Origin of the sequence: Nannocystis pusilla, assembly GCF_020073745.1 — a bacterium.
Taxonomy (GTDB): Bacteria; Myxococcota_A; Polyangia; order Nannocystales; family Nannocystaceae; genus Nannocystis; species Nannocystis radixulma.
The window spans coordinates 150,490-172,631 of the sequence record NZ_JAIRAU010000047.1; the positions used below are offsets into that span (position 1 = coordinate 150,490).

The window sequence follows — 22,142 nt, forward strand, 5'->3', positions numbered from 1 at the left end:
ACACCTGTCCGTTCGGTTCTCACCCCGCCGTACGCGGCCCGCGGTCCGCTGACCCCGCCCGATGATGACCGCGAAGCCTGCTCTTTCGGTCAGCCGGTCCGGTCCTGCACTAGCGCATATCCGCCGCATCGGGACGAACCGGCGCGGCGGAAAACAGGCGCGGGAGCTCGAAATGCCGTCGCGGCACGGGTGCCGCGACCGCGTCCTCGCCGGTCCTCCGCGACGGCGTCACACCGCGGCCGCGGGCCACACGAGCGCCCGAAGGGCCCAGCGCGGGCGTTCGGGCGGGATCGCGCTCAGCCCTCGGGCAGCACCACGAACGCGAACTCGCCGGGGGTCGCGGTCCCGAGCGTGTCGACGGACAGGAAGTAGGTGCCCGGCTGCAGCGGCCCCTCGAGCTCGCGGTCGCCCCGTTTCACGCACGTGCCGGCGTCGGTCAGCGTCATCAAGTGGAGGTCGACGTCGACGTTGCCCTGGTCGAACACCAGCGCCCGGATCGTCGTCGGCGCGTCGATCGTCAGCTCGTACACGAACTCGGGCCCGTCCGCGCCCATCGCCATGCACGCGCCCTGGTAGGCGTCGATCGCGTCGCTGGGGCTGTCGGCGGTGCTGCGCATGTCGGCGAACGGCAGGCCCGGGATCACGATCGGCTCCTCGAGCGTGCCGGCGCCCAGCAGCGTCGGCGCGGTCGCGTCGGGCGGCGGACCGCCGTCCACGATCACCGTCTTGCCGCGGGCGAGCGCCTCGAGCGTCACGAGGTTGCGGCGGTTGTAGCCGCTGGTGATGCCGCTGAAGCCGAACGCGCACGGGGTCGGCGTCGCCATGTCGTCCGCGAGCGCGACGCTGAGGTCGATGCCGTCGGCCGCGAGCCCGGCGTTGGGCAGGCCCGCGAGCGCGAGGTTGAGGTCGATCAGCGGGATCTTGCGGCCCTGCGCGAGGGCGCGGATGAACGCGTTGTAGCGCGGCACGTAGACATCGATCCCGGCCGGCATCGTGCGCGCCGGGATGGTCGACAGGATCGGCACCGTGCCGCCGGCGATCAGCGCGTCGACCACGGCGACGAGGTTGTCGGCGAACGTGAACACGCCCTCGGGCGGCGGCACCTCGAGCTCGGTGGTGCCGAGCAGCACGACCGCGAAGCGCGGGCTGATCTCGGTCACCTCGTTGGCCAGCGGCGACGGGGCGCCGGCCAGGATGTCGGCCCCGGTCCAGCCCGGCATCGCCGCCAGGCTGACGCGGCTGAACGACGTCGCCCCCATCCCGGCCGCGCTGGCGTTGAAGAAGTCGACCGCGGGCTGCAGCGCCGGCGGCAGCTCGACGATCTGCACCGCGTCGGCCAGGCAGTTCAAGAAATTGCTGCTGGCGGTGTGCGTCCCGCCGACCTTGGCGAACACGCCGTCGGTCTTGACCCCGTTGGCCGCGATCGCGGTCATCGCCGCCGCCACGTCGGCCGTGATCGGCGAGTGCACCTCGGTGAACGGGTAGTACTCGCCGAGCACCGTCGGCTCGCCCGTCGTCGTCGTCTCGGTCTCACCTGTCTCCGAGGTCAGGTTCTCGCCCGTCGTCGTCGTCGTCGTCGTCTCGCTCGTGTCGGTCGCCGGCTCCGGCCCGGTGGTCGGGTCGGTCGACGTCGGCATCGCCGTCGCCGAGGTCGTGGCGAGCGTCCCGCTGGTCTCGCCGTCGAGCGGCGCTCCCCCTGCGCACCCGACCGCCAGCGCGGCCATCGGTCCGATAATCCATCGCGTCATGGCCCGGCAGGGTACACCATGTCGGCCGCCGCACCGCAGCGCCCGAGAGCGCGCCCGCGACGGCCCGAGGCGCCCGGCGAACGCGGGCCTGCCCCGCCCCGCCGCTCCGCGCGCGCCGGCTTTCACGCCGCACAGCCCGCTTTTTGGGCGTCCGCGCGCGTCTTCGCAACCGTGGCACAACCTGTCCTCGCGGACATCCACCTGCTGAATCGGGGCCGCACGGACGCCGCGCATGCAGGCGGACCTGCGCCCGCGATCTCAGCACCCGAGGCGCGACAATTGGCGCGCCTACCTGGCCTGAGAGACATGTCCACGTCGACCGCGCCCGAGGCGCGACAATTGTCGCGCCTGCCTGACCCGAGAGACATGTCCAGGTCGAGCGCCGAGCGCATGTCCGTCGAGACACCCATGCCCCGCGCCGGAGCCGCGCAGAATGACATGTCCATGAAGACATGTCCATGAAGCCATCTCGGCGATGCCAGGCGCTCAATCGCCGCGGCCGGCGCGGCCGAGGAAGAAGCCGGCGAGCCCGCCGGTCACGCCCCACGACGTCCCGCGCGGGATCTCCGGCACCGCCGTCTCGAGCCGCTGCCAGTTGACGGCCGCGAACACCCGCAGGTGCTGCAGGAGCACCCAGTTGAGGCCCGCGGACGCGGTCGTGACCCCGTTGCCGGCCAGGTCGCGGGCGCCGACGCGGAAGCGCTCGAAGCGGGCCGACAGCTCGACCGCGCTGTCGCGGACCCGCCGGCTCGCCAGCCGCGGCAGCAGCGTCGCCGGGTCCTTCTCCTGCCCCGTCACCACCGCCCCGAGCTGCGCGTAGCCGCCGGCGCCGATGAGCTGCGGCAGCGGATCGCCGGGCGTGAACGGGTCGCCGTCGGTGTCGCGCTCGCGCGAGTCGTACGTGTAGAAGAACTCGCCGCGGGCCGACAGGAAGCGCCAGAACAGCCCGCCGCCGGCCGTGAAGCGCCGCGACGCCCCGCTGCTCGGCAGCCCGTGGAAGAAGTCGAAGCCGAACGCCGTCGTCACCGTCGGCGTGAAGCCGTTGGTCTTGTGGTACGCGAACACCGACGCCACCAGGATCAGCTTCGGCGCGCGCCGCAGCCCCGCCAGCGGGCTCAGTTGCACCTTGCCGGCGAACGCGATCTTCGTGTTGTTGGCCTCGCGGTTCTGGCCGATGCCGGAGAACACCGCCGCCGTCACCTCGGCCCAGCGCCAGAAGTCGTACGCCACCTCGAGCCCGACCTGCCGCCCCGGCGTGGCCGCCAGCAGCGACAGCGGCGCCCGCGGCAGCTCGTCGACCAGGTCGGGCGCGTTGAAGCGGAGCCCGAACGGCGCCTTGAACTGGCCCACGCGCAGCCGCAGCCGCGGCGCCGCCGCCCACGCCACGAACGCGTCGAACAGCTGCGGCCCCTTGGCCTGCGCCGCCTCGATCGTCACGAACGCCGTCACCGGCCCGACGTTCACCCCGCCGCCGATCCGCGCCCCCGCCAGGCTGATGTTGCTGTAGCCCTCGCGCGGCGCCGAGTACCAGGTCGCGTCGGTGCGGATCCACCCGTACGGGAACAGCTCGAAGCGCTCTCGCAGCGGTCGCTTCGCGGATGGCTGATCGGCCATGCTCTTCGGGACATCCGTACCGGACGTGTCTGTTCGGACATGCTCGTCCGGGCCTCCGGCCTCGTCGCCGCCCGGGCTCGACGCATCAATGTCCGTGCGGAGAGGTTCATTGGCACCTGTCTCGGCGGACATGTCTCCACCGCCCTGCCCCGCCGGCCGCTCGGGCACCGGCACGCTGGTCACCTCCTCGGCCGGCGCCGTCGCCAGCGCCGCCCCCATGACGATCGTCGTCGACAGCACGGGGCGCTCAACAGGCCGGCATGACCACGATCTGCTGGGTGTCGCGGGCCGACACGAAGATCCGGCTGACGCCGTCGAACGCGATCCCGCGCGGCTCCCAGTCGCCCTGGGCGACCGTCGTGATCGCGCCCTCGGCGGTCACGCGGTAGACGTGGCCGGCGCTGTTGGCGGTGTCGTACGACAAGACCAGCAGCGCCCCGTCGGGCGTCGTCTCCATCAGGTCGAGCGACTCGAACTCGTCCGACACCAGCGTCAGCGCCGGCGTGGCGGCCGTGAGGTCGACCTTGAACACCTGCCGCTGCGCCTGGTCGCCGACGAACAGCGTGTCGCCGAGCACCGCGATGCCCACCGGCTTGCTGAGCCCTCCGAGCAGCATCGTCTCGACGCCGGCGACCGGGTCGACGCCGGCGATCCAGCCGGTGTACACGTCGTCGGCGTCGCGCGAGTACGTGGACACCCACAGCAGCCCGCGCGCGTCGTCGTAATCGAGCCCGACCCGCCGCCACTCGTCGTTCACGCCCGCGATCGCCTCCGGCGCGCCGCCGGGCGCGACCTGGAAGATCGCCCCGAGCCCCGGCATGCCGAACCCGAAGCGCGGCACGAACAGCGTGCCGTCGGCCGCGAAGTCGAGGTCGCCGAGGCCGTCCGAGCCGGGGTCGTTCGAGGGGTTGGCGATCTCCGCGAACACCGCGATCGTCCCGTCCTCGTCGCGCACCAGCACGCGGTTGTTGTCGTCGTCGGCGATGTACAGCCGCTGCTCGTCGGCGCGGTAGTGGAGCCCGTTGGGCTCGGCCTGCACGTCGATGCGGTACTGCGCGAACGTCTCGCACTGCGCCGGCTCCCCGGTCGTCGGCGCGTCGCCGGTCGTGGCCGTGCCCGGGTCCGTCGCGGCCTCGGTCGTCGCCGTCTCGCTCTCGCTCTCCGTCGCCAGCTCCGGCACACAGCCGGCGGCCAGCGCCAGCAGGGCAAAATTCACGCGTCTCGTCATGGCTGCTCCAAAGGTCAGATCGCCGTCGTCACTCATCGCCTGCCTCGCAGGTCATGCGGCCGCGAGCTCGGCGACGCGGTCGCCGCAGCCGCGCACGTCGTAGCCGAGCGACGACAGCTCGCGCCGGAACGCCGCCGAGGTCATCGCATCGAGGAAGCGCAGCACCCGGGGGTCCGCCAGCAGCGCCCGCGGGATCGCCAGGTCGTAGCGCTCCTCGGCCAGCGGCACGAACTCGAGCCCGAACGCGAGCGCCGCGTCGCGCGTGGCCACCCCGACCTCGCCCGCCCCGCTGGCGATCGCCTGCGCGACCTCGAGGTGCCCGCTCGCCCGCACCGGCGCCGCGTCGGCCAGCGTCGCCGGCAGACCGGCGCGCTGCAGCTCGCGCTCGAGCAGCCGCCGCGCGCCCGAACCGGCCTCGCGCGCGACCAGCCGCAGCCCGCGGCGCCCGAGGTCGCCGGCGCCGCGGACCTTCCGCGGATTGCCCGGCGCGAGCAGGAGCCCCGCCTCCCACCGCGCCAGCGTGATCAGCACCAGCGCCGCGCCGGTGTGCTTGCGGACGTCGGGCACGTTGGCCTCGCCGGTGCGCCCGTCGACCAGGTGCACCCCCGCCACGTGCGTGTGCTCGGCGGCCAGCGCCGCCAGTGCCTGCGTGCTCGAGCGCGGCAGCCACACGCAGCGCCCGGCCCCGGCGGCGCGGATGCTCAGCCGATCGGCGAGCACCCCGAGGGCGGCAGCGCAGCCCATTACCACCAAGTTGCCCTGCGCCTCGACCCGCGGTCGCACCAGCTCGACCTCGACCGGTCCGCGCCGCCCGGGCGCCCGCGCCACGATCGCGTCGGCCGCCAGCCGCATCGCCTCGCCGGTCAGCGGATACGCCACCCAGCGCCCGCCGACGTGGGCCAGGGCCACCCGCCCCGCCGGCACCGCCGACGCCGGCTCGGCCTCGATCCGCAGCTCGCCGGTCGGGACCGCGAACAGATCCTCGACGCGACAGTCCAGCGCCCGCGCCAGCCGCAGCGCCACGTCGACCGCCGGCGTCGCCCGCCCGGCCTCGATCGCCCCCACGCTCTGGCGCGACAGGTTCGCCGCCTCCGCCAGCTCGACCTGCGACATCCCGCAGGCCTCTCGCGCCGCCCGCACCCGGTTGGGCTCGTTTTCGATCATGACGCGCATTCTTTCCCAGATGAAAAGCAAACTTGTCAAGCGGCTTCGCCAAACCTCGCCCTGCGCCCGTTCAGCGGCGCCGGCTGCCCCGGTCCGGCGATGCGCGTAGGCTCGCGCGCATGTCCGACGCCGAGTTCCTCACCGCCGAGTGGCGCGACCTCGTCATGCTGAACTTCGCCGTCGACCCGGCCGTGCTCGCCCCCCACGTCCCGCCCGGCACCGAGCTCGATCTGTTCGACGGCGTCGCCTGCGTCAGCCTGGTCGGCTTCATGTTCCTGCGCACGCGGTTGCTCGGCTGCCCGGTCCCGTGGCACCGCGACTTCGAGGAGCTCAACCTGCGCTTCTACGTCCGCCGGCCCGGGCGGCCCGACGAGCCCCACGTCGGCGCCGACGGCCACAAGCGCGGGGTCGCCTTCTTCAAGGAGATCGTCCCGCGCGCCGCGGTCGCCATGGTCGCGCGCCGGCTCTACGGCGAGCGCTACGAGGCATGGCCGATGAGACATGTTCGAAAGAACACCTCCCAGGGCGCCGGCGAGGTCGCCTACGGGGCCCGCGTCGGCGGGCGCTGGCACGAGCTCGGCCTGGCCTTCCGCGGCGAGCCGGCCGCGCCTGCCCCTGGCAGCGAGGCCGAATTCATCGCCGAGCACTATTGGGGCTACGTCGCCGGCCCCGGCGGTCCGACCACCGAGTACCGCGTCGAGCACCCGCCCTGGCGGGTCTGGACCGGCGTCGATCCGCGGCTGCGCCTCGACGCCGCGGCCCTCTACGGCCCGGACCTCGCCCCCGCGCTCGCCGGCCCGCCGCGCTCGGCGTTCCTCGCCGAGGGCTCCGCGGTCACCGTCTACCGCGGTCGCCGCCTGACCTGAAGGCCAGGTCCCCTCGAGCCGAGGTGTTCACCGTCAACGAGCGCTAGCCCTCGAAGTCGGCGCCGATCACCACCGTCCACTTCCGCACGGTCCAGCGCCGCACCAGCCCCTCGCGGACGTACGGGTCGGCGCGCGCGAACGCCTCCGCCGCGGCGCCGTCGGGGCCGCGGAACACCAGCAGCGCCTCGTCGGCCGGCTCGGCCAGCGCGCCGCCGAGGCGCAGCTCGCCGCGCTCCACGGCGGCGCGGGCCAGGGCCAGGTGTTCCGGCCGCAGCGGCGTGCGGCGCTCGAGGTAGTCGTCGACGAGTTCGTAGCGGAGCACGAAGTACATCGCGCGCGAGCATACGCCGGACGCGGGCGTCCGGGATGTCCGCGAGCCATGTCCCTCGGATCCCCGCTCCACAAACGCGCCGTCTCTTCCCGGCCCCGGACAGATGACCGCAGCGCCGGGGTCGTCGGCCACCGCCGACTGTCACGACCCTCGATCGCCCGGTCCCCAAATGACATTTGCGGCGCCCCGGATCCGTCGGCGAGCATTGTCCACTATATACATTATGAGAGCGCAGCCGCGCCCGATATGCACGCCGCCGCGCCCGCGGACAGGCGGGGCCCGAGAGCGTCGCGCGCGGACGACATCGCCGCACCCGGCCGAGCAATCATCATGGGTTCAATGATCCGAATCGCCGGAACTTGCCCCATGAGATCAACGCGCTCACGGCAACCACCTGTCAGCGGCCGTGGGTGAAGTGAAGCAAGGTGCGCCGCGCTGCGCCAAAGTTGGTGCATCGGCATCGATACTCGTTGACACCCGGTTCGCCGCCCCCGTAACGTGGCAGGGTTGGAGGTGTGGGATGCAGCGGCCTGTTTTCATTTCGACGATTCTCCTCGCGCTCTCGATGTCTATCGCGGTGCCCCAAGTCGTATCGGGTAACGGTAACGGTAAAGGCAATGGTAACGGTAACGGTAACGGTAACGGTAACGGTAACGGCCACTTCAAGAAGATCGCGGTGCCCAACCCAGAGGCGCCCGACTTCGGCGCGATCTTCAATTGGGGCCTGAAGCTGCGCAACATCGACGAGCTGTTCCTGATCGCCGGGCACGGCGCCCACGACTCGACCGGGCAGATCCAGTTCCCCGGCGACGCGATCGGGCAGACGCAGTACATCCTCGACCACTTCGACGAATATCTCGACGACGCCGGCTACGATCGCAAGGACATCGTCCGCATCGAATTCACGATGACCACCGACGTCACCGACGGCGAGTTCAACGCGATCCTCGGCCTGTTCGCCGACTACTTCGCCCCGGTGAACATCAAGCCGGCCGCCGGCACCCTGCGGATCGTCGACGCCCTGGCGATCCCGGGCATGATGGTCGAGTACGAGATCTGGTGCGCCAAGTAGTCCGCCCGCCCTGCCGCGGCCGTGTTCGCGTCCGCGCGGGGCAGCGGTGATTGGCGGGAGCGCCCCCGCGTCCGCGCCGTCGGACGGATCGACGCCGGAGCGCCGCTGCGGGCGCTCCGGTCGCGTTCCCGGTCGTCACGACCCCGGCCGCGCCGGCGCACGGCGTTCGCTACACGGCTCGATTTCGCGGCCCCGGTCCGCCCGCGGTGTAGACAATCGCCAGGCCGCACGATGAGGGCTGTTTGACCCGTCGCGGTCGGCGTATCCTCGCGCGATGCCTCACGCCCTCGCGCGTCCTCGCCTCGGCCTCGGTCTCGCCGCGGTCCTCGCCCTCGCCTGCGGCCGCGGCGGCGCCGGCGGCGGCGCCGACGACCCCTCCGATCCCGCCCTCAAGGCGATCCACGCCCGCATGCCGCCGCTCGCGCGGCCGACCGTGAGCCAGGCGCCCGGGTTCGTCGAGGGCGGCTTCGTCTACATGGCCTTGCGGCCAGGTGCGATCCAGAAGTACCTGCAATCGCTGCCGCTCGACCCCGACACCGCCCGCGACGTCGCCCGCGCCGGCGTCGATCTCGGCTTCGATCCGCGCGTCGACGACATCAGCGCCCGCCTCGGCCTCGATCCCGAGGCCTTCGTCACTGTCACGATCGCCCGCCCGATCGCCGCCACCATGCCCGGCGTGCGCGAGGCCCTGCAGCGGGCCGGGAGCGCGCCCGGCCTGCCGAACCCGTTCCCCGGCGCCGCCACCACGCCGGCCGACGTCGCCCCCTGGCCCGGCCCGCGGCCCAAGCCGCCCCCGCCGCCCGAGCCCCCGCCGCCGAGCCCGCCGCAGCCGTACCAGGACTCGGTGCCGGTCCAGCCGGTGCAGCCGGTCCCGCCGGCCGAGCCGTGGAAGCCGCCGCCGCCGCCCGGTCCGTCACCTGACCAGGAGGCCATGGCCCGAGGGGCAGGTAGTCTGGCGATCCACACCCGCGTCCACGCGCCGGCCGCGGATCCCGCGGCCCTGCCCGGCCTGCTGACTCGCATGGTTCAGAAGGAGCGGCCGCCCGAGATCGCGACCCTGTGCGGCCAGATCGGCCCCAGCGAGTTCTGCTTCGGCGACGCCAGGGCGCTGCTGGTGGTGCGCAAGGAGCAGGCGGCCGTGGTCCTCGACCTGTTCATGTTCCCCGCCGGCACCGGCGCGGCGTGGGACCCCGACCGCGTCCCCGCCATCACCTCGGGCCTCGCCGCCGCCCCGGCGACCCTGCCGGTGCTCTCGACCCTGCGCGGCGACTTCGCGGCCTTCGCCGACGCGGCCGCCGTGCCCGCGCTGGCCGAGGTCGTCGAGATCGCCGACGCCGTCGGCGACCTGCGCTGGTACGAGCCGTCGCAGCGGTCCGAGCGGGTCGCCCGCGCGTTGAACCAGCGCGCCGCGCTCGAGCAGCTGCGCGAGACCCGGCGCTTGTTCGCCGGGGTGCGCCTCGAGGCCTCGGTCGACCCCGAGACTGTCCAGATGACCATGTCCTGGGAGCCAGTCGACGGCGCGGCCGCCGACCTGGCCGAAAAGACATTCTCGCGCGCCCAGGCCGGCGTCGGCGTGCCCACGCTGGCCGGCCTGTGCGACGGCGCCCTGGCGTGCTGGCGCAGCTCCGGCCTGCCCGCGTTCGCCGGGCTCGGCGAGCTCGCCATCGGCCTCTACGGCCGCGACGAGCGGGCCTTCAAGGACGCGATCGACAGCGCCGGCGACTTCGGCCCGGTCGTCCTCATGCTCGAGACCTGGCCGAGCGCGCTCGGCATGGTCGAGCGGTGGGGCCGCGAGCAGAAGGGCATGGAGGCCGGCATCATCCGCACGGTGCTCGACATCGTCGGCCGCGTCGAGGGCACCGCCGGCAGCCTGCGCAGCTTGCAATTCGCCGACCGCAACGTGCGGACCGACTACGTCGCCTACTCGCGGGTGCAGGGCCAGGATCTGGCGCTGTTCCGCTCGCTCGTCGGCCTGTCCTCGCTGCGCTTCTCGCCGGCCACCGTCCCCGGCGTCGACGCCAGGGTCGAATCGGCCGGCCTCCCCGGCGCCGACGCCCCGGCGCAGTTCTTCCTCGTCACCGATCCGGGCACCGTGCGCCTCGCCGACAAGGACGTCGAGTTCGGCTGGATCGTCGTCGCCGACGGCCAGGACCGCCTGAAGTGGATGCTCGCCGACCTCGAGCGCGACAACGAGACGAACCCCGCCTTCTACGGCGAGCTGCCCGACCTGTGGCGCCTGGTCGCGAGCTTCGAGGGCGGACCGCGCGAGGCCGGATTCCTGCAGTCGTGGCTGACCGGCCGCGGCTTCCGCCTGGCCGCCGACGTCGTCGGCGGCCGCGTCCGCCTCGACGCCGAGTTCGCGCGCCGACCCGCGAAATGATGATTTCACCGCATCGACGCGCGAGGGCGCAGCCACGCGGCCGCGCCCTCACGTCATTCACGCGCGCGACACGGGCTCAGCCGCACAGGCCGTAGCACTCGTCGACGCAGGCCGTCTCGCACGTGCAGAAGATCTGCTCGTTGTAGAGGTCGATGACCGCGGCGTCGACGTTCTCGGCGCACATGTAGAAGCACTCCTGCGTGTCGCACCCCTCGATGCAGGTCTCGAGCGCCTTGCAGGCGGCGTTGGCGGCGCAGGCGTCGTTCTGCGGCTTGCAGACGCCGGCCTCGTTGTCCGCCGCGCACGCGTTGCAGGCCTCCACGCCGTTGCAGGTGCCCTCGAGGCACGAGTCCTCGCCGAGGCAGGCCTTGCCGCAGCCGCCGCAATTGGCGGGGTCGTACTGCACGTCGACGCATTCGTCGTCGCACACCGCCTCGCCCGGGTTGCAGCCCTGGAACGAGTGGAACTCCGTCGAGCTGGTGACGATGTGCAGGAAGCCGACCGGCTGCACGGTGACGCCGGTGAGCTGGCCCTTGGTCGTCAGGTCCTTGTACACGTCGACGCGCTGGCGCTGGATCGACACCGTGATGTTCGCCGCCGGGTCGCCGTCGACGGCCGCCGCGAGCGCCGCGCGCGGGATGTCGAAGTTGCCGCTCGAGTCGTCGGCCTTGCAGGTGATCGTGCCAGTGGCGAAGTTGCTGCTGGTGACCGTCGCGGTGATCGTGACCTCGCCGTCGCCCGGGGTCCAGCGCACGGGCAGCGGGCCGGAGCCGAACACCTCGGCGAAGCCGAGCGTGTCGAGCTTCGGGCTGGTCTGGATGAACTGCGTCCCCGTGAATTCCTTCTCGAACGCCTCGAAGCCGGCGTTGCTGGCGCCCGACGCCTGCACCGAGGCGGTCCCGCCGGGGGCGAAGGGCGACGCGCTGTCGTTGCTCATGAACGCGTAGGGCGGGAACAGGGTGATCGGGATCGGCGTATTGAGGAAGGTCAGCGCGCCGGCGTCGAACGACTCGATCTTCTTGCAACCCGGCGTGCCCGGGGCCGGGAAGTAACACACCTCGTCGGGCGCGCACTGGGCGTCGCAGATCGGCTGGCACTTCGCGCTGCACCCGTCGTCGAAGCCGCAGTACTCGTCGACGTCGCAGCCGGAGCCGCAGTCGGGCACCAGCGCCAGCTCGCACCCGGCGACGTTCTCCGTGCAGCCCTTGAACCCGCCGGCGTCGGCGTCGGGGATGAAGCTCGCGTACACCGTCGGCGTGGTCGCGCCCCCGGCCGAGGGGTGGCTCTCGCCGAGGAGGATCGTGCCGAGCGCGTGAGGACCGTCCTGCGGCCCGCCTGTCGGGTCATCGGTGTCGGTCCCACCTTCCGTGGGATCGCCGGTCGGGTCACCGGACGGATCGCCGGACGGGTCGCCGGACGGATCGCCGGACGGGTTGCCGGACGGATTGTTGGTGGTCGGGCCCGCGGTGATCGTCGCGGTCGCCGACAGCAGCGGATCGCTGTCGTCCCCGCACGCGGGGAGCGAGAGGAGACCAAGGCCGGCCACGACGAGCGCGGCCGCGTGAGAGACAGAGAGGGGGTGCTTCAAGGAGTCGTCCATCCTGGGGTCCACCGTCGACACGGCGGGGGCCCGCACGACGCAGCGCCGGAGCGCGTATTGCCGCGAGGTCGCGATTGTTCGCGTGAGCTTCTTCATCAGGGCCCGCCCTTCGTGACGCCCGCTCCAGCTCGACGCCACGGCCCGACGCGCGACGGTGTTGACGAGCGCCTCGCGATCTGTCTGGGCGCGTCGAGTCCGCGCGCGCGGCGGGCTCGCGACGCGCTCGATCAACCTGTCCCGAAGTTCATGTGCTCGGACCACCGATCGCTCGAGTCCGGTGGTTGCCGACGCGCGATGCGCCGCGCCTCTCCGGCGCAGGCCGCTCGTGTCCGAGCGCGACGGAACCCCGGGTGGGCGAGCCCCTGCTGGACTCCCCCGCCGCTCCGCGGCATCGTGCCTGCCCTTACCACCGGAGAGCTCCATGAACACGACTCGCAATCCCGGCATGCATCGTCTCGGCGCCGTCATGGGTCTCGGCCTCTCGCTCGCCATGTTCGCCTGCGGCGGGGGCGGCGGCGGCAGCACCGACACCACGGGCACGGCCGGCACCACGACCGGCAGCACGGGCACCACGACCGCGCCGACGACCGGCACGACCACCGACGACACCACGACCTCGTCGACGCCCCCGACCACCACGACCGGCGACGGCACCACGTCCACCAGCAACACGACCACCGACGCGACGACGACCTCGTCGACCTCCACCGGCGACGAGGCCGAGCCGTCGCTCAGCTTCTTCGTGTCGAGCACCGGGAGCCCCACCGCCAACCTCGGCGGGCTCGAGGGCGCCGACCAGCGCTGCCAGGACCTCGCCGAGGCCGTCGGCGCCGGCGCCAAGACCTGGCACGCCTACCTCAGCGTCGAGAACGGCCCGAACGACCAGCCCGTCCACGCCAGGGACCGGATCGGCGCGGGGCCCTGGTACAACGCCGACCTCGTGATGGTCGCCGCCGACCTGGCCGACCTGCACACCAAGGACGGGGACGCCGCCATCTTCCTCGACGAGAACGGCGACATGGTGCCGGGGCAGTGGGATGGTTCGCCCGCGCCGAACCAGCACGACATCCTCACCGGCACGAACAAGGACGGCACCGTCACCCCCGGGAAGACGTGCGCCGACTGGACCTCGGAGGATCCGGCCCTGTTCGCCCAGGTCGGCCACTCCGACGGCCTCGGGCCGATGGGCAGCGACGCCGAGCAGTACAGGTCGTGGAACTCCGTGCACGAGAGCGGCGGATGCAACGACACCGCCCCGAAGGGCGGCGCCGGCCGGATCTACTGCTTCGCCAGCGATTGATGGCCGCTCCGGATCGATCGACTCGCGCGCGCGCGCGTCGCCACGAGCTGGATCGCCTCACGCCTCGGCGTCGAAGCCGGTCGCGCGCGCCAGCGCCTCGGACCTGTCGACGTCCGCGGCGATGAGCGCCAGCTTGGCGCGTATCTGGTCGACCGCGTCGCCGCCGAGCGGGATCCGCAGCGGGACCTCGGGGCGCGCGACGACATCGGCGATCACACGCGCAGCCCTGGCCGGATCGCCGCCCTGCTCGCCGTTCGTCTGCCGCACCCACGCTCGCATCGCCCCGACCGTCTCGGCGTAGGCGTCGAGCGCGGGCATGTCGCGGAACGCCGCGCCGAACAGGGCCGTGCGGAACGCCCCCGGCTCGACCACCAGCACGCGCACGCCGTGCGGCTTGACCTCCGCCGCCAGGCTCTCGGACAGCGCCTCGAGCGCGTGTTTGGCTGCGCAGTAGGGCCCGAACCCGGGCGCCGTGGTGATGCCGCCGACGCTGGTGATCTGCACGATCGTCCCGCTCCGGCGCGCGCGCATGTGCGGCAGGACCTCGCGGGTGGTCGCGACCGCGGCGAAGAACATCAGCTCCATCGTCGCCCGCAGCGCCGCCTCGTCGGTCTCCTCGACCGCGCCGAGGATGCTAAAGCCGGCGTTGTTGACGAGCACGTCGATGCGGCCGAATCGGGCCAGCGCGGCGGCCATCGCGGCGCGCACCTGCTCGGGGCGGGTGACGTCGAGCTCGGCGAGCTGCACGTGATCGGGGGCCTTCGCGGCGAGGTCGGCGAGGGCCTCGGGCCGGCGCGCGGTGGCCACGACGCAGTCGCCGCGGGCGACGACCTCCTCGACGATCGCGCGGCCGAACCCGGAGGACGAGCCGGTGACGAACCAGACTCTGGACGTTGCAGGGGTGCTGTCGGTGTGGGTGCTCATGGCGGTCTCCTGCGTGCAAAGCTAGGCGGCCGCCCCGCGGCAGAGAAGCCCGCGAAATTGCCGCTCGCTCTTTAGTTCTGCTAATCAATCGCGCGTGCACGACCTCTCGGGCCTGACGGCGCTCCTGGTGGTGGCCGACAAGCGCAGCTTCACGGCCGCAGCGGCGGAGCTGCGCGTCACGCCCTCGGCGGTGAGCCAGACCGTCCGCGCGCTCGAGGAGCGCCTCGGCGTGCGGCTGCTGCAGCGCACCACGCGGAGCGTCGGTCTCACCGAGGCCGGCGCGCGCTTCGTCGCCCAGCTCCGGCCGGCGATGGCGGGCGTCCAGGCGGCCTATGAGGCGCTCGACGAGGTGCGCGGGCGGCCGGCGGGGACGCTGCGCCTCAACGTCCCGCGGGTCGCCAGCCGCTGGGTGCTGGAGCCGATCCTGGCCGCGTTCTTGGCCGCGTACCCCGAGATCCGCCTCGAGATCACGACCGACGACGGCTTCACCGACATCGTCGCGCAGGGTTTCGACGCCGGCATCCGGATCGGCGAGATGCTCGACAAGGACGTCGTCGCGGTACGGCTGTCCGACGACATGCGCAGCGCGGTGGTCGGCTCGCCGGCGTACTTCGCCGCCCGCGGCAAGCCGAAGCACCCGCGCGAGCTGCTCGCGCACGAATGCATCAACTACCGCCGGGTCAGCAGCGGCGCCGTCTATCGCTGGGAGTTCACCAACAAGGGTCGAGACATCAGCCTCGCCGTCGACGGCCGGCTCGTCACCAACGAGTACGACGTCATGGTGCGCGCCGCCCTCGACGGGGTCGGCCTCGCGTACCTGCTCGAGCACTCGGTCACCGAGGCGCTGGCCGACAAGCGCCTCGTCCGCGTCCTCACCCCTTACTGCCCGCCCTTCCCCGGCCTCTTCCTCTACTATCCGAGCCGCACGCAGGTGCCGCCCAAGCTGCGCGCGCTGGTCGAGTTCCTGCGGGCCCGCCGGCGCGCCGCGGCGCGATGAGCACCGCGACCGTCACCAACAACACGGTCAGGGGCCACTGCGAGCCGCCGGTGACGTGCGGCCCGTGCCCCGGCAACGACGACTGCCACTGCGGCGAGGGCTGCATCCCGCGCAATCCGCTGACCGCTGAGGCGCGACCTCGGCGAATGTCACGACTGCGCCGGCGATCGCCGGCGCATTCGTGCGTGCCACGATCGTGCGGGCTGTCGCACTCGTTCGGCGCGAAGTCGCGCCGCTCGATTTCACGCATCGTCATTTTCGCCGTCAATTCTGGCCTCTGAGCCCGATCAAACTTCATCGTTGACTTATATAAGCCGTTCCTGATAGTCCTCCTCCGTGCACGCGTTCGACATCCTGGGCGACCCGGTGCGGCGCCGGATCCTCGAGTTGCTGGCCGACGGCGAGCAATCTTCGGGCGCCCTCACCACGGTGATTCAGGATGAATTCGGGATCTCCCAGCCGGCGGTCTCGCAGCACCTGCGGGTCTTGCGGGACCACGGATTCGCCACGGTGCGGCCCGAGGGCACCCGTCGTCTCTATGCAGTCAGCGCCGAGCGGCTGCAGGAGGTCGACGAGTGGCTCGAGCGGTTCCGTCGCTTCTGGGACCAGCGCCTGGACGCGCTGGCCACCGAGATCGCGCGCGGGAAACGCGAACGACGAATCAAGGCCGACGCCACGGAGAAGGAAGACCCATGATCGACATCATCCGACAGATCAGCGCAATTCATCGCGAAGTCGCCCGTCGCACCGCCGTCACCGGCGGTCCCGGCATCTCGGTGTCGCTCCAGCGCACCTACGACGCCCCGCCGGCCGACGTGTGGGACGCGATCACCAACCCCGAGCGGATCAAGCGGTGGTTCGTGCCGGTCAGCGGTGACCTGCGCCAGGGCGGCAAGTTTCAGCTGCAGGGCAACGCCGGCGGCGACATCCTCCGCTGCGAGCCGCCGCGGCTGTTGCGGCTGACCTTCGGCGGCGAGACCAGCATCGTCGAGATTCGGCTGTTCGCGACCGACGGCGACACCACCCGGCTCGAGCTCGAGCACAACGTCCCCACCGACACCGCAGGCAGCGGCGCCGGCTCGCTGTTCGTCGGCCCCGGCTGGGACGGCGGCTTGCTCGGCCTCGATCTGTTCCTCCGCGGCCAGGCCCCCGAGGATCCGGTCAAGGCCGCCAGCTCGCCGGAGGTGCAGGAGTTCTCACGCCGGTCGGCCCACGCCTGGGCCGAGGCTGTCGCCGCCTCCGGCACCGCCACCGCCGACGAGATCGCCGGGGCGCTGCAGGCCTCGCTCGCACACTTCGCCCCCGACCTGCCCTCGGCCTCCTGATCGGCCACATCACCGGGCCGCGCACACGCGCGCGGCCCGCTGGCTCCGCCGCGTCCGACGTGCGACCCTCGCCGGTCCCATGAACCAGATCCGCGCCGAATTCGACGCGCGCACGATCGTCGTCTACCAGGCGTACGGCCCCGCGATCGCCCGGCCGGCGATCGCCGCGCGCCGGTTCGTGCCGCCGTTTTCGCGGACGCGCATGACGTGGATCAAGCCCTCGTTCCTGTGGCTGATGGAGCGCAGCAATTGGGGCCAGAAGTCGGGCCAGGAGCACGTCCTCGCCGTCCGGATCTCGCGGGCCGGCTGGGAGGAGGCGCTGGCCGCCGCGGTGCTCACGAGCCACGACCCGCGGGTCTATCGCGACCACGACGACTGGCGCGCCCGCTTCGACGCCGCCGCCGTGCACGTGCAATGGGACCCCGAGCGCTCGCTCCGCGGCGCCGGTCTCAATCACAACAGCATCCAGGTCGGCCTGTCGCGCCACGTCATCGAGCGCTACGTCGACACCTGGACCGTCGACATCACCGACCTCACCCCGCTCGTGCGCAAGATCCACGAGCACCTCAAGGCCGGCCGCGAGCCGCGGGCGAAGGCCCTGCTGCCGCCCGAGCGGCCCTACCCGCTGTCGCCCGCGCTCGCCCGCACGATCGGCGCGAGCGCGTGAAGCAGGCCGCGAGCGCGCGCTCGCGGCCGCCAGGCTTCGACCGCGTCAGCGCGGCAGCGTGAGCCCGCGCTCGACGTCGGCCGCGCGCACGTCGCCCATGATCCTGCGGACCAGCGTCAGCCCGAACAGGATCGCCGTCCCGAGGCCCTGGCTGGTCACCAGGTGGCCGTCCTCGACGACTGGCTTTTGGACCAGATTGCCGTACATCGCGATCCGCGAGGCCACGCTGGGGTGGCAGGTCATCGACTTGCCGGCGAACACGTGGTGGGCCTGCAGGGCCAGCGGGGCGGCGCAGAGCGCCCCGACGACGAGGCCGTCGGTGACCGCGTGGCGCAGGCGCTCGCCGACCGCCTCCGAGCTGGCCAGGCGGCGCGCCCCCTCGGCGCCGCCGGGCAGCACGATGGCCTGGAAGTGCCCCGTCACGGCCGACAGCGCGACGTCGGGGACCAGCTTCATCTTCCGGCTGCACAGCACCGGGCCGTCGCCGTTCAGGCCGGCGAACACCACATCGATCCCGCCGCGGCGCAGGATGTCGACCACGATCACGGCCTCGGCCTCTTCTGCCCCTTCGGCCAGGATCACCAGGGCCCGCGGGATGGTCGACTCGACCTCGATGTCCTCGATCATGTCCTCCGTCATGTGCCCTCGCCTATCCTTCCGGCCCGGTGAGGCTAGCCGCGATCCCGCGAAATTGACAAAAACCGGCGAACGCGCGTCGCTGCCCCGCCGGGGCCGGTTTACGCGGCCGTGGAGGCCTCTGGCGCGGTCCTGGGGCCAGCGCCGCGGGCGCCGGGTCAGCCGGCGCGCGGGCGCGTCGTGCGGAACTCGATCACGTTCGCGTGCCGGGGCACGTGGATGACCCGCTGAACGAAGATTCCGGGCAGGTGGACATCGTCCGGGTCGAGCTCGCCGACGTCGACGAGGCGGTCGACCTCGGCGATCGTCACCCGCGCCGCCATCGCCGCCAGCGGGTTGAAGTTGCGGGCCGTGCGGTAGAAGCGGAGGTTGCCGAGCGGGTCGCCGACGGCCGCGCGGACGATGGCGAAGTCGGGCGCGAGCGCCGTCTCGAGCACGCACGGACGGCCGGCGAACTCGCGGACCTCCTTGCCCTCGGCCACCACCGTGCCGGCCCCGGTCGGCGTGAAGAACGCCGGGATCCCGGAGCCGCCGGCCCGCAGCCGTTCGGCCAGCGTCCCCTGCGGGTTGAGCTCGACCTGCACCTGGCCCGCGAGCATCTGCTGCTCCAGATCCGGGTTGCCGCCGACGAAGCTGCAGATCACCCGCGCCACCAGGCGGCGTTGCAGCAGCACGGCCAGGCCCTGGCCCTGATTGCCGCAGTTGTTCGACACGATCACGAGGTCTTTCGCCCCCGAGGCCGCCAGCGCCTGGATGCACGCCTCCGGGTTGCCGCACAGGCCGAACCCGCCGACGGCCACCTGGGCCCCGTCGCGCACGTCGTGGAGCGCCTCCGCGGCGCTGGAGAACAGCTTGGAGCGGCTCGTCGCGTCCATGCGGCGGCTATAGCCCAGGCGCCGCGCCCGGCAAAGCCCCGCAGCAACCCCCGCATGGGCGGGCGCCCGGCCGGGTCCTCGCGCACAATGCGGCCCGTCGCACTCCCGGAGCCGCGGCCGTCGCTGTAAAGTCGCGGCGTGCTGCCCGCTCGCTCGCCCGCGCTCACCGCCGCGCTCGCGGTCTCGCTCGTGACCCTCGCCTGCGGCGACTCGCAGGGCGCCGGCGACGACGCCGGCATGACCGAAGGGACAGGTAGCACCGGCACCGCCGGGGCCGATCCCACGGGCGACGCCCCGGTCGTCCCGACCACCACCGGCGAGGACGACGACGGCGGCACCGGCACCATGGGCCAGGGCGAGACCACCGGCGAGGCCACCGGCGCGCCCGCCTGCGACGCGGCCGACCTCGCCCTGATCGAGCGCGACTACCTCGGCGTCGGCGAGGACGTGCTCGGCGAGGCGCTGCCGGCCTGCAGCGAGCACCGCTGGTACGTCGCCTTCCCCGACGAGAGCTCGTGGCAGATCCGCCTCACCCGCACCGACGGCGCCGGCCCGCTGCGGGCCACCGTCGCCTACCCCGACGAGCCGGCCGCGCTGGTGTGGCAGACCGGGCTGGCGCCCCCGCTGGTCAGCGGCGAGCAGCCGGCCGAGGCGATCTTCGCCGTCCCCCGCTCCGGCGAATTCGCGATCCATGTCCGCTCGGACAGCCCCGACCAGGCCAGCGACTACAACCTCGAATTCGTGTGCTCGATCGGCTGCGGGCGCGAGACCACCCGCTTCCCGATCGTGCTCGTCCACGGCTGGACCGGCTTCCAGGCGATCGGGCCGATCACCTACTTCTACAACGTGTTCGACGAGCTCACCGGGCTCGGCTACCCCGTCGAGGTCGCCGTCCTCGATCCGTACAACAGCAGCACCGTGCGCTCGGGTCAGCTGGCCGAGCAGGTCGACGAGTTCCTGGTCGCCCAGCGCGCGCGCAAGGTCGACCTCCTCGGCCACAGCCAGGGCGGCATCGACTCGCGCGCCGTCGTCGCCACCCACGGCTACGGCGACCGCGTCTCGGCGCTCGTCACCATCGCCAGCCCGCACCGCGGCACCTACATCACCGATCTGGCCCTCGGCCTCGCGCCCGGCTCGGTCGAGGCCGCGCTCGGCTTCCTCCTCAACTTCGTCGGCGCCGTCTCGGCCCAGCAGAAGTCCGACGCCGAGGCCTCGTTCTACTCGCTCAGCGAGCACTACATGCAGGACGAGTTCAACCCCACCAACCCCGACGACCCGCGCGTCAAGTACATCAGCTACACCGGCCGCACCTGCGACGCCGCCGCCTTCCTCATCCCCGGCAACGATTGTCACGACCTGGTCGACCCGCTGATCGGCTGGGGCTACGCGCTGCTGCAGCTGGCGCGCGGCGACAACGACGGCCTGGTCACCGTCGACAGCGCCAGGTGGGGCGAGTACCGCGGCGAGATGATCGCCGACCACATCGACGAGGTCGGCCAGCTGCTCGGCGTCACCGACCTCGACTTCGACCACCTCGTGTTCTACACCGACCTCGTGCGCGACCTCGCCGCGGAGGAGCACTGATTTGGCGGCCGTCCCGGCCCCGCCCGAGCCGCTGACCGCCGACGAGCAGCGCATGCTCGCCCAGGGCAAGCACGAGGCCCTGGCGCAGCTGCTGGCGCAGTCGGGCCGCCACGCCGTGGCCGGCTGGGTGCTCGAGCAGATCTGGGAGTTCGCCGGCGCCTGCGAGCACTACGCCCGCGCCGGCCGCCCGCTCGACGCCCTGCGCGCGGCGATCGAGCTCGGCCGGTCCGACGTCCTCGATCGCATCATCGCCGTGTTCACCGCCGCCGACGCCGACACGCGCCAGCAGGCCGCCGCGCTGCTGCAGCGCAAGGGTCGCCACGCCGACGCCGCCCGCGTCCTGGCCCTCGGCGACCACGACCCCGAGGCCCGCGCGCGCGCCCTCGTGCGCGCCGGCGATCGTCTCGGGGCCGCGCGCGTGCTCGCCGAGGCCGACCGCGTGCGCGAGGCCCTGGCGGTGTTGGAGCCGCTGCCCGAGCGCCACGGCCCGACGCTGCAGCTCGCCGCCGAGCTGTCGTGGGAGCTCGGCGACGCCGAGGCGGCGGTGCGGCGGGCCCAGGCGGCCATCCGCGCCGGCGGGATCGATCGCGCCGCGCTCGGCCGTCTGCTCGCACGCGGGCTCGGGGCATTGGGCCACGACCTCGCGGCCCAGATCGTCCTGCAAGCGCACGGCCCCGCCAACGGCCGCGGCGAGGCTCCTCCGACCGCCCCGGTGCCGGCGCGCTTCCAGGTCCGCGCCTCGCTGCCGGCCAGCTTCTCCGGCGCCGCCTACGAGGGCATCGATCGCGTCACCCTGGCCGAGGTCGAGATCCACCTCCTGCTCGCCGAGCTGCAGGAGGGCGGCGCGGCCGACCCCGCGGTCCAGGACGCGCTCGAGGCGTTCCACCGCCGTGCCCTCGCCGCCGCCGCGCTCGAGCACCCGGCGATCCGCGGCGTCGTCCAGTTCGACGCCCGCGCCGGCATCCTGATCTTGCCGCGCGAGGCCGGCAGCAACCTGCGGGCGCTGATCCGTCCGCCGGGCATGCCGCTGGCCCGCGCCCGCGCCCTGGTCGCGTTCCTGCTCGAGGGCCTGGCCGCCGCCCACCTGCGCGGCCTCGTCCACGGCTCGCTGCTGCCGGCCCAATTGGTGTGCGACGCCGCCGGCCGGCCCCTGCTCGGACCGTTCGGCGCCGACGCGATCGCCGGCCTCATCGCCACCCGCACCGGCGCGCTCGAGGAGCTGCTGACGATCACCGCCCCCGAGGTCCGGGCCGGCGCCGCGCCCACCGCCGCGAGCGACATCTACTCCGTCGCCGCCCTGCTGGTCGCCCTCGTCGCCGGCAACCTCGGCGGCGCCGCGCCCGAGGCCCGCGCGCTGGTCGAGGACGCCCTCGCCGACGACCCCGCCAGCCGCCCCGACGCGGCCGCCCTGCTGGCGCGCATGCGCCGGCGCGTGGCTGACCTTCGAGACCTGTCCATGAGCACAGAGCCCTTACGACAGGACCCGGCGGTCATGTCCGATGATTCAGGCCTGCCCGCGCACGGCGTGGTGGTCGAGGCCGCCCCGGGCTGGGACGACGTCGCCCTCGACGCGCTGCTCGCGGCCGATGTCCCGGCGCTGCAGCCCGTCCTCGACCGACAGGGTCGACGGGTCGCTCTGGCCGCCTGGCCAGAGGGCTGTCGTCGGCTGGCCGACGATGTCCCGTTCGTTCAGCTCGCCCCGATGGCGATCGTCGACGCCCTGCCGGTCGAGGCCGCGGCAGCCGTGCGCGCGCGGCTGACCGCCGGCGCGTGGGTGGTGACGCCCGCCGGCGAGTGGATGCTGGCCCTCGATGAACTACTCACGCGGTGA

The 22,142-nt window shown here is 72.9% G+C and carries 19 protein-coding genes; 10 read left to right on the forward strand and 9 right to left on the reverse strand.

What is annotated here, in order from left to right:
• Positions 1-296: 296 nt before the first annotated feature.
• The 4 genes from K7C98_RS33745 to K7C98_RS33760 all read right to left on the reverse strand — a co-directional run bounded on the left by K7C98_RS33745 (position 297) and on the right by K7C98_RS33760 (position 5,754).
• A complete protein-coding gene (locus K7C98_RS33745; RefSeq protein ID WP_224195957.1) occupies positions 297-1,748 on the reverse strand; it encodes an SGNH/GDSL hydrolase family protein in 1,452 nt (483 codons plus the stop codon).
• Positions 1,749-2,234: 486 nt separating this feature from the next.
• Entirely contained in the window at positions 2,235-3,602 is a 1,368-nt protein-coding gene (locus K7C98_RS33750) for a hypothetical protein (protein WP_224195958.1), read from the reverse strand.
• 7 nt (positions 3,603-3,609) lie between these two features.
• Positions 3,610-4,590 carry a hypothetical protein gene (locus tag K7C98_RS33755; RefSeq protein WP_224195959.1) on the reverse strand — a complete coding sequence of 327 codons (981 nt, stop codon included), beginning with the start codon at positions 4,588-4,590 and terminating at the stop codon, positions 3,610-3,612.
• Between the two features lie 51 nt (positions 4,591-4,641).
• Positions 4,642-5,754: a substrate-binding domain-containing protein gene (locus tag K7C98_RS33760; protein ID WP_224195960.1), complete on the reverse strand. Its 1,113-nt coding sequence runs from the start codon at positions 5,752-5,754 to the stop codon at positions 4,642-4,644.
• Positions 5,755-5,873: 119 nt separating this feature from the next.
• On the opposite strand from K7C98_RS33760, the gene K7C98_RS33765 reads away from it, so the two are divergent.
• Positions 5,874-6,620, forward strand: coding sequence for a YqjF family protein (locus K7C98_RS33765; protein ID WP_224195961.1), 747 nt, complete (start codon positions 5,874-5,876; stop codon positions 6,618-6,620).
• A gap of 43 nt (positions 6,621-6,663) precedes the next feature.
• Here the strand turns inward: K7C98_RS33765 and K7C98_RS33770 are convergent, their stop codons facing one another.
• Positions 6,664-6,951: a YciI-like protein gene (locus K7C98_RS33770; protein ID WP_224195962.1), complete on the reverse strand. Its 288-nt coding sequence runs from the start codon at positions 6,949-6,951 to the stop codon at positions 6,664-6,666.
• Positions 6,952-7,627: 676 nt separating this feature from the next.
• On the opposite strand from K7C98_RS33770, the gene K7C98_RS33775 reads away from it, so the two are divergent.
• Both K7C98_RS33775 and K7C98_RS33780 read left to right on the forward strand, forming a co-directional pair.
• Entirely contained in the window at positions 7,628-8,023 is a 396-nt protein-coding gene (locus tag K7C98_RS33775) for a Rid family hydrolase (protein ID WP_224195963.1), read from the forward strand.
• Positions 8,024-8,297: 274 nt separating this feature from the next.
• Positions 8,298-10,403, forward strand: coding sequence for a hypothetical protein (locus tag K7C98_RS33780; RefSeq protein WP_224195964.1), 2,106 nt, complete (start codon positions 8,298-8,300; stop codon positions 10,401-10,403).
• Positions 10,404-10,479: 76 nt separating this feature from the next.
• On the opposite strand, the gene K7C98_RS33785 is transcribed toward K7C98_RS33780, so the two are convergent.
• Positions 10,480-11,991 carry a hypothetical protein gene (locus K7C98_RS33785; protein ID WP_224195965.1) on the reverse strand — a complete coding sequence of 504 codons (1,512 nt, stop codon included), beginning with the start codon at positions 11,989-11,991 and terminating at the stop codon, positions 10,480-10,482.
• Positions 11,992-12,424: 433 nt separating this feature from the next.
• Here K7C98_RS33785 and K7C98_RS33790 point away from each other — a divergent pair, with 433 nt between their 5' ends.
• A complete protein-coding gene (locus tag K7C98_RS33790; RefSeq protein WP_224195966.1) occupies positions 12,425-13,303 on the forward strand; it encodes a DUF1554 domain-containing protein in 879 nt (292 codons plus the stop codon).
• Between the two features lie 57 nt (positions 13,304-13,360).
• Here the strand turns inward: K7C98_RS33790 and K7C98_RS33795 are convergent, their stop codons facing one another.
• A complete protein-coding gene (locus tag K7C98_RS33795; RefSeq protein ID WP_224195967.1) occupies positions 13,361-14,227 on the reverse strand; it encodes an SDR family NAD(P)-dependent oxidoreductase in 867 nt (288 codons plus the stop codon).
• A 94-nt stretch (positions 14,228-14,321) separates the two neighbouring features.
• On the opposite strand from K7C98_RS33795, the gene K7C98_RS33800 reads away from it, so the two are divergent.
• From K7C98_RS33800 to K7C98_RS33815, 4 genes are all read left to right on the forward strand, one after another.
• Positions 14,322-15,224: a LysR family transcriptional regulator gene (locus K7C98_RS33800; protein WP_224195968.1), complete on the forward strand. Its 903-nt coding sequence runs from the start codon at positions 14,322-14,324 to the stop codon at positions 15,222-15,224.
• A 336-nt stretch (positions 15,225-15,560) separates the two neighbouring features.
• Positions 15,561-15,920: an ArsR/SmtB family transcription factor gene (locus K7C98_RS33805; protein WP_224195969.1), complete on the forward strand. Its 360-nt coding sequence runs from the start codon at positions 15,561-15,563 to the stop codon at positions 15,918-15,920.
• A complete protein-coding gene (locus K7C98_RS33810; RefSeq protein ID WP_224195970.1) occupies positions 15,917-16,549 on the forward strand; it encodes an SRPBCC family protein in 633 nt (210 codons plus the stop codon). Before K7C98_RS33805 ends, K7C98_RS33810 begins: the two co-directional genes overlap by 4 nt.
• A 79-nt stretch (positions 16,550-16,628) precedes the next feature.
• Positions 16,629-17,216: a DUF4291 domain-containing protein gene (locus K7C98_RS33815; RefSeq protein WP_224195971.1), complete on the forward strand. Its 588-nt coding sequence runs from the start codon at positions 16,629-16,631 to the stop codon at positions 17,214-17,216.
• Between the two features lie 45 nt (positions 17,217-17,261).
• Here K7C98_RS33815 and K7C98_RS33820 read toward each other — a convergent pair whose 3' ends face one another.
• Both K7C98_RS33820 and K7C98_RS33825 read right to left on the reverse strand, forming a co-directional pair.
• Complete coding sequence (locus tag K7C98_RS33820; RefSeq protein WP_224195972.1) at positions 17,262-17,855, reverse strand: DJ-1 family glyoxalase III; 594 nt, start codon at positions 17,853-17,855, stop codon at positions 17,262-17,264.
• Between the two features lie 155 nt (positions 17,856-18,010).
• Positions 18,011-18,727 carry a CoA transferase subunit A gene (locus tag K7C98_RS33825; protein ID WP_224195973.1) on the reverse strand — a complete coding sequence of 239 codons (717 nt, stop codon included), beginning with the start codon at positions 18,725-18,727 and terminating at the stop codon, positions 18,011-18,013.
• A gap of 138 nt (positions 18,728-18,865) precedes the next feature.
• Between K7C98_RS33825 and K7C98_RS33830 the strand changes: the two genes are divergently transcribed.
• Positions 18,866-20,311 (forward strand): lipase family alpha/beta hydrolase, encoded by a 1,446-nt coding sequence (locus tag K7C98_RS33830; protein WP_224195974.1) that lies wholly within the window; start codon positions 18,866-18,868, stop codon positions 20,309-20,311.
• Position 20,312: 1 nt separating this feature from the next.
• Positions 20,313-22,142: a hypothetical protein gene (locus K7C98_RS33835; RefSeq protein ID WP_224195975.1), complete on the forward strand. Its 1,830-nt coding sequence runs from the start codon at positions 20,313-20,315 to the stop codon at positions 22,140-22,142.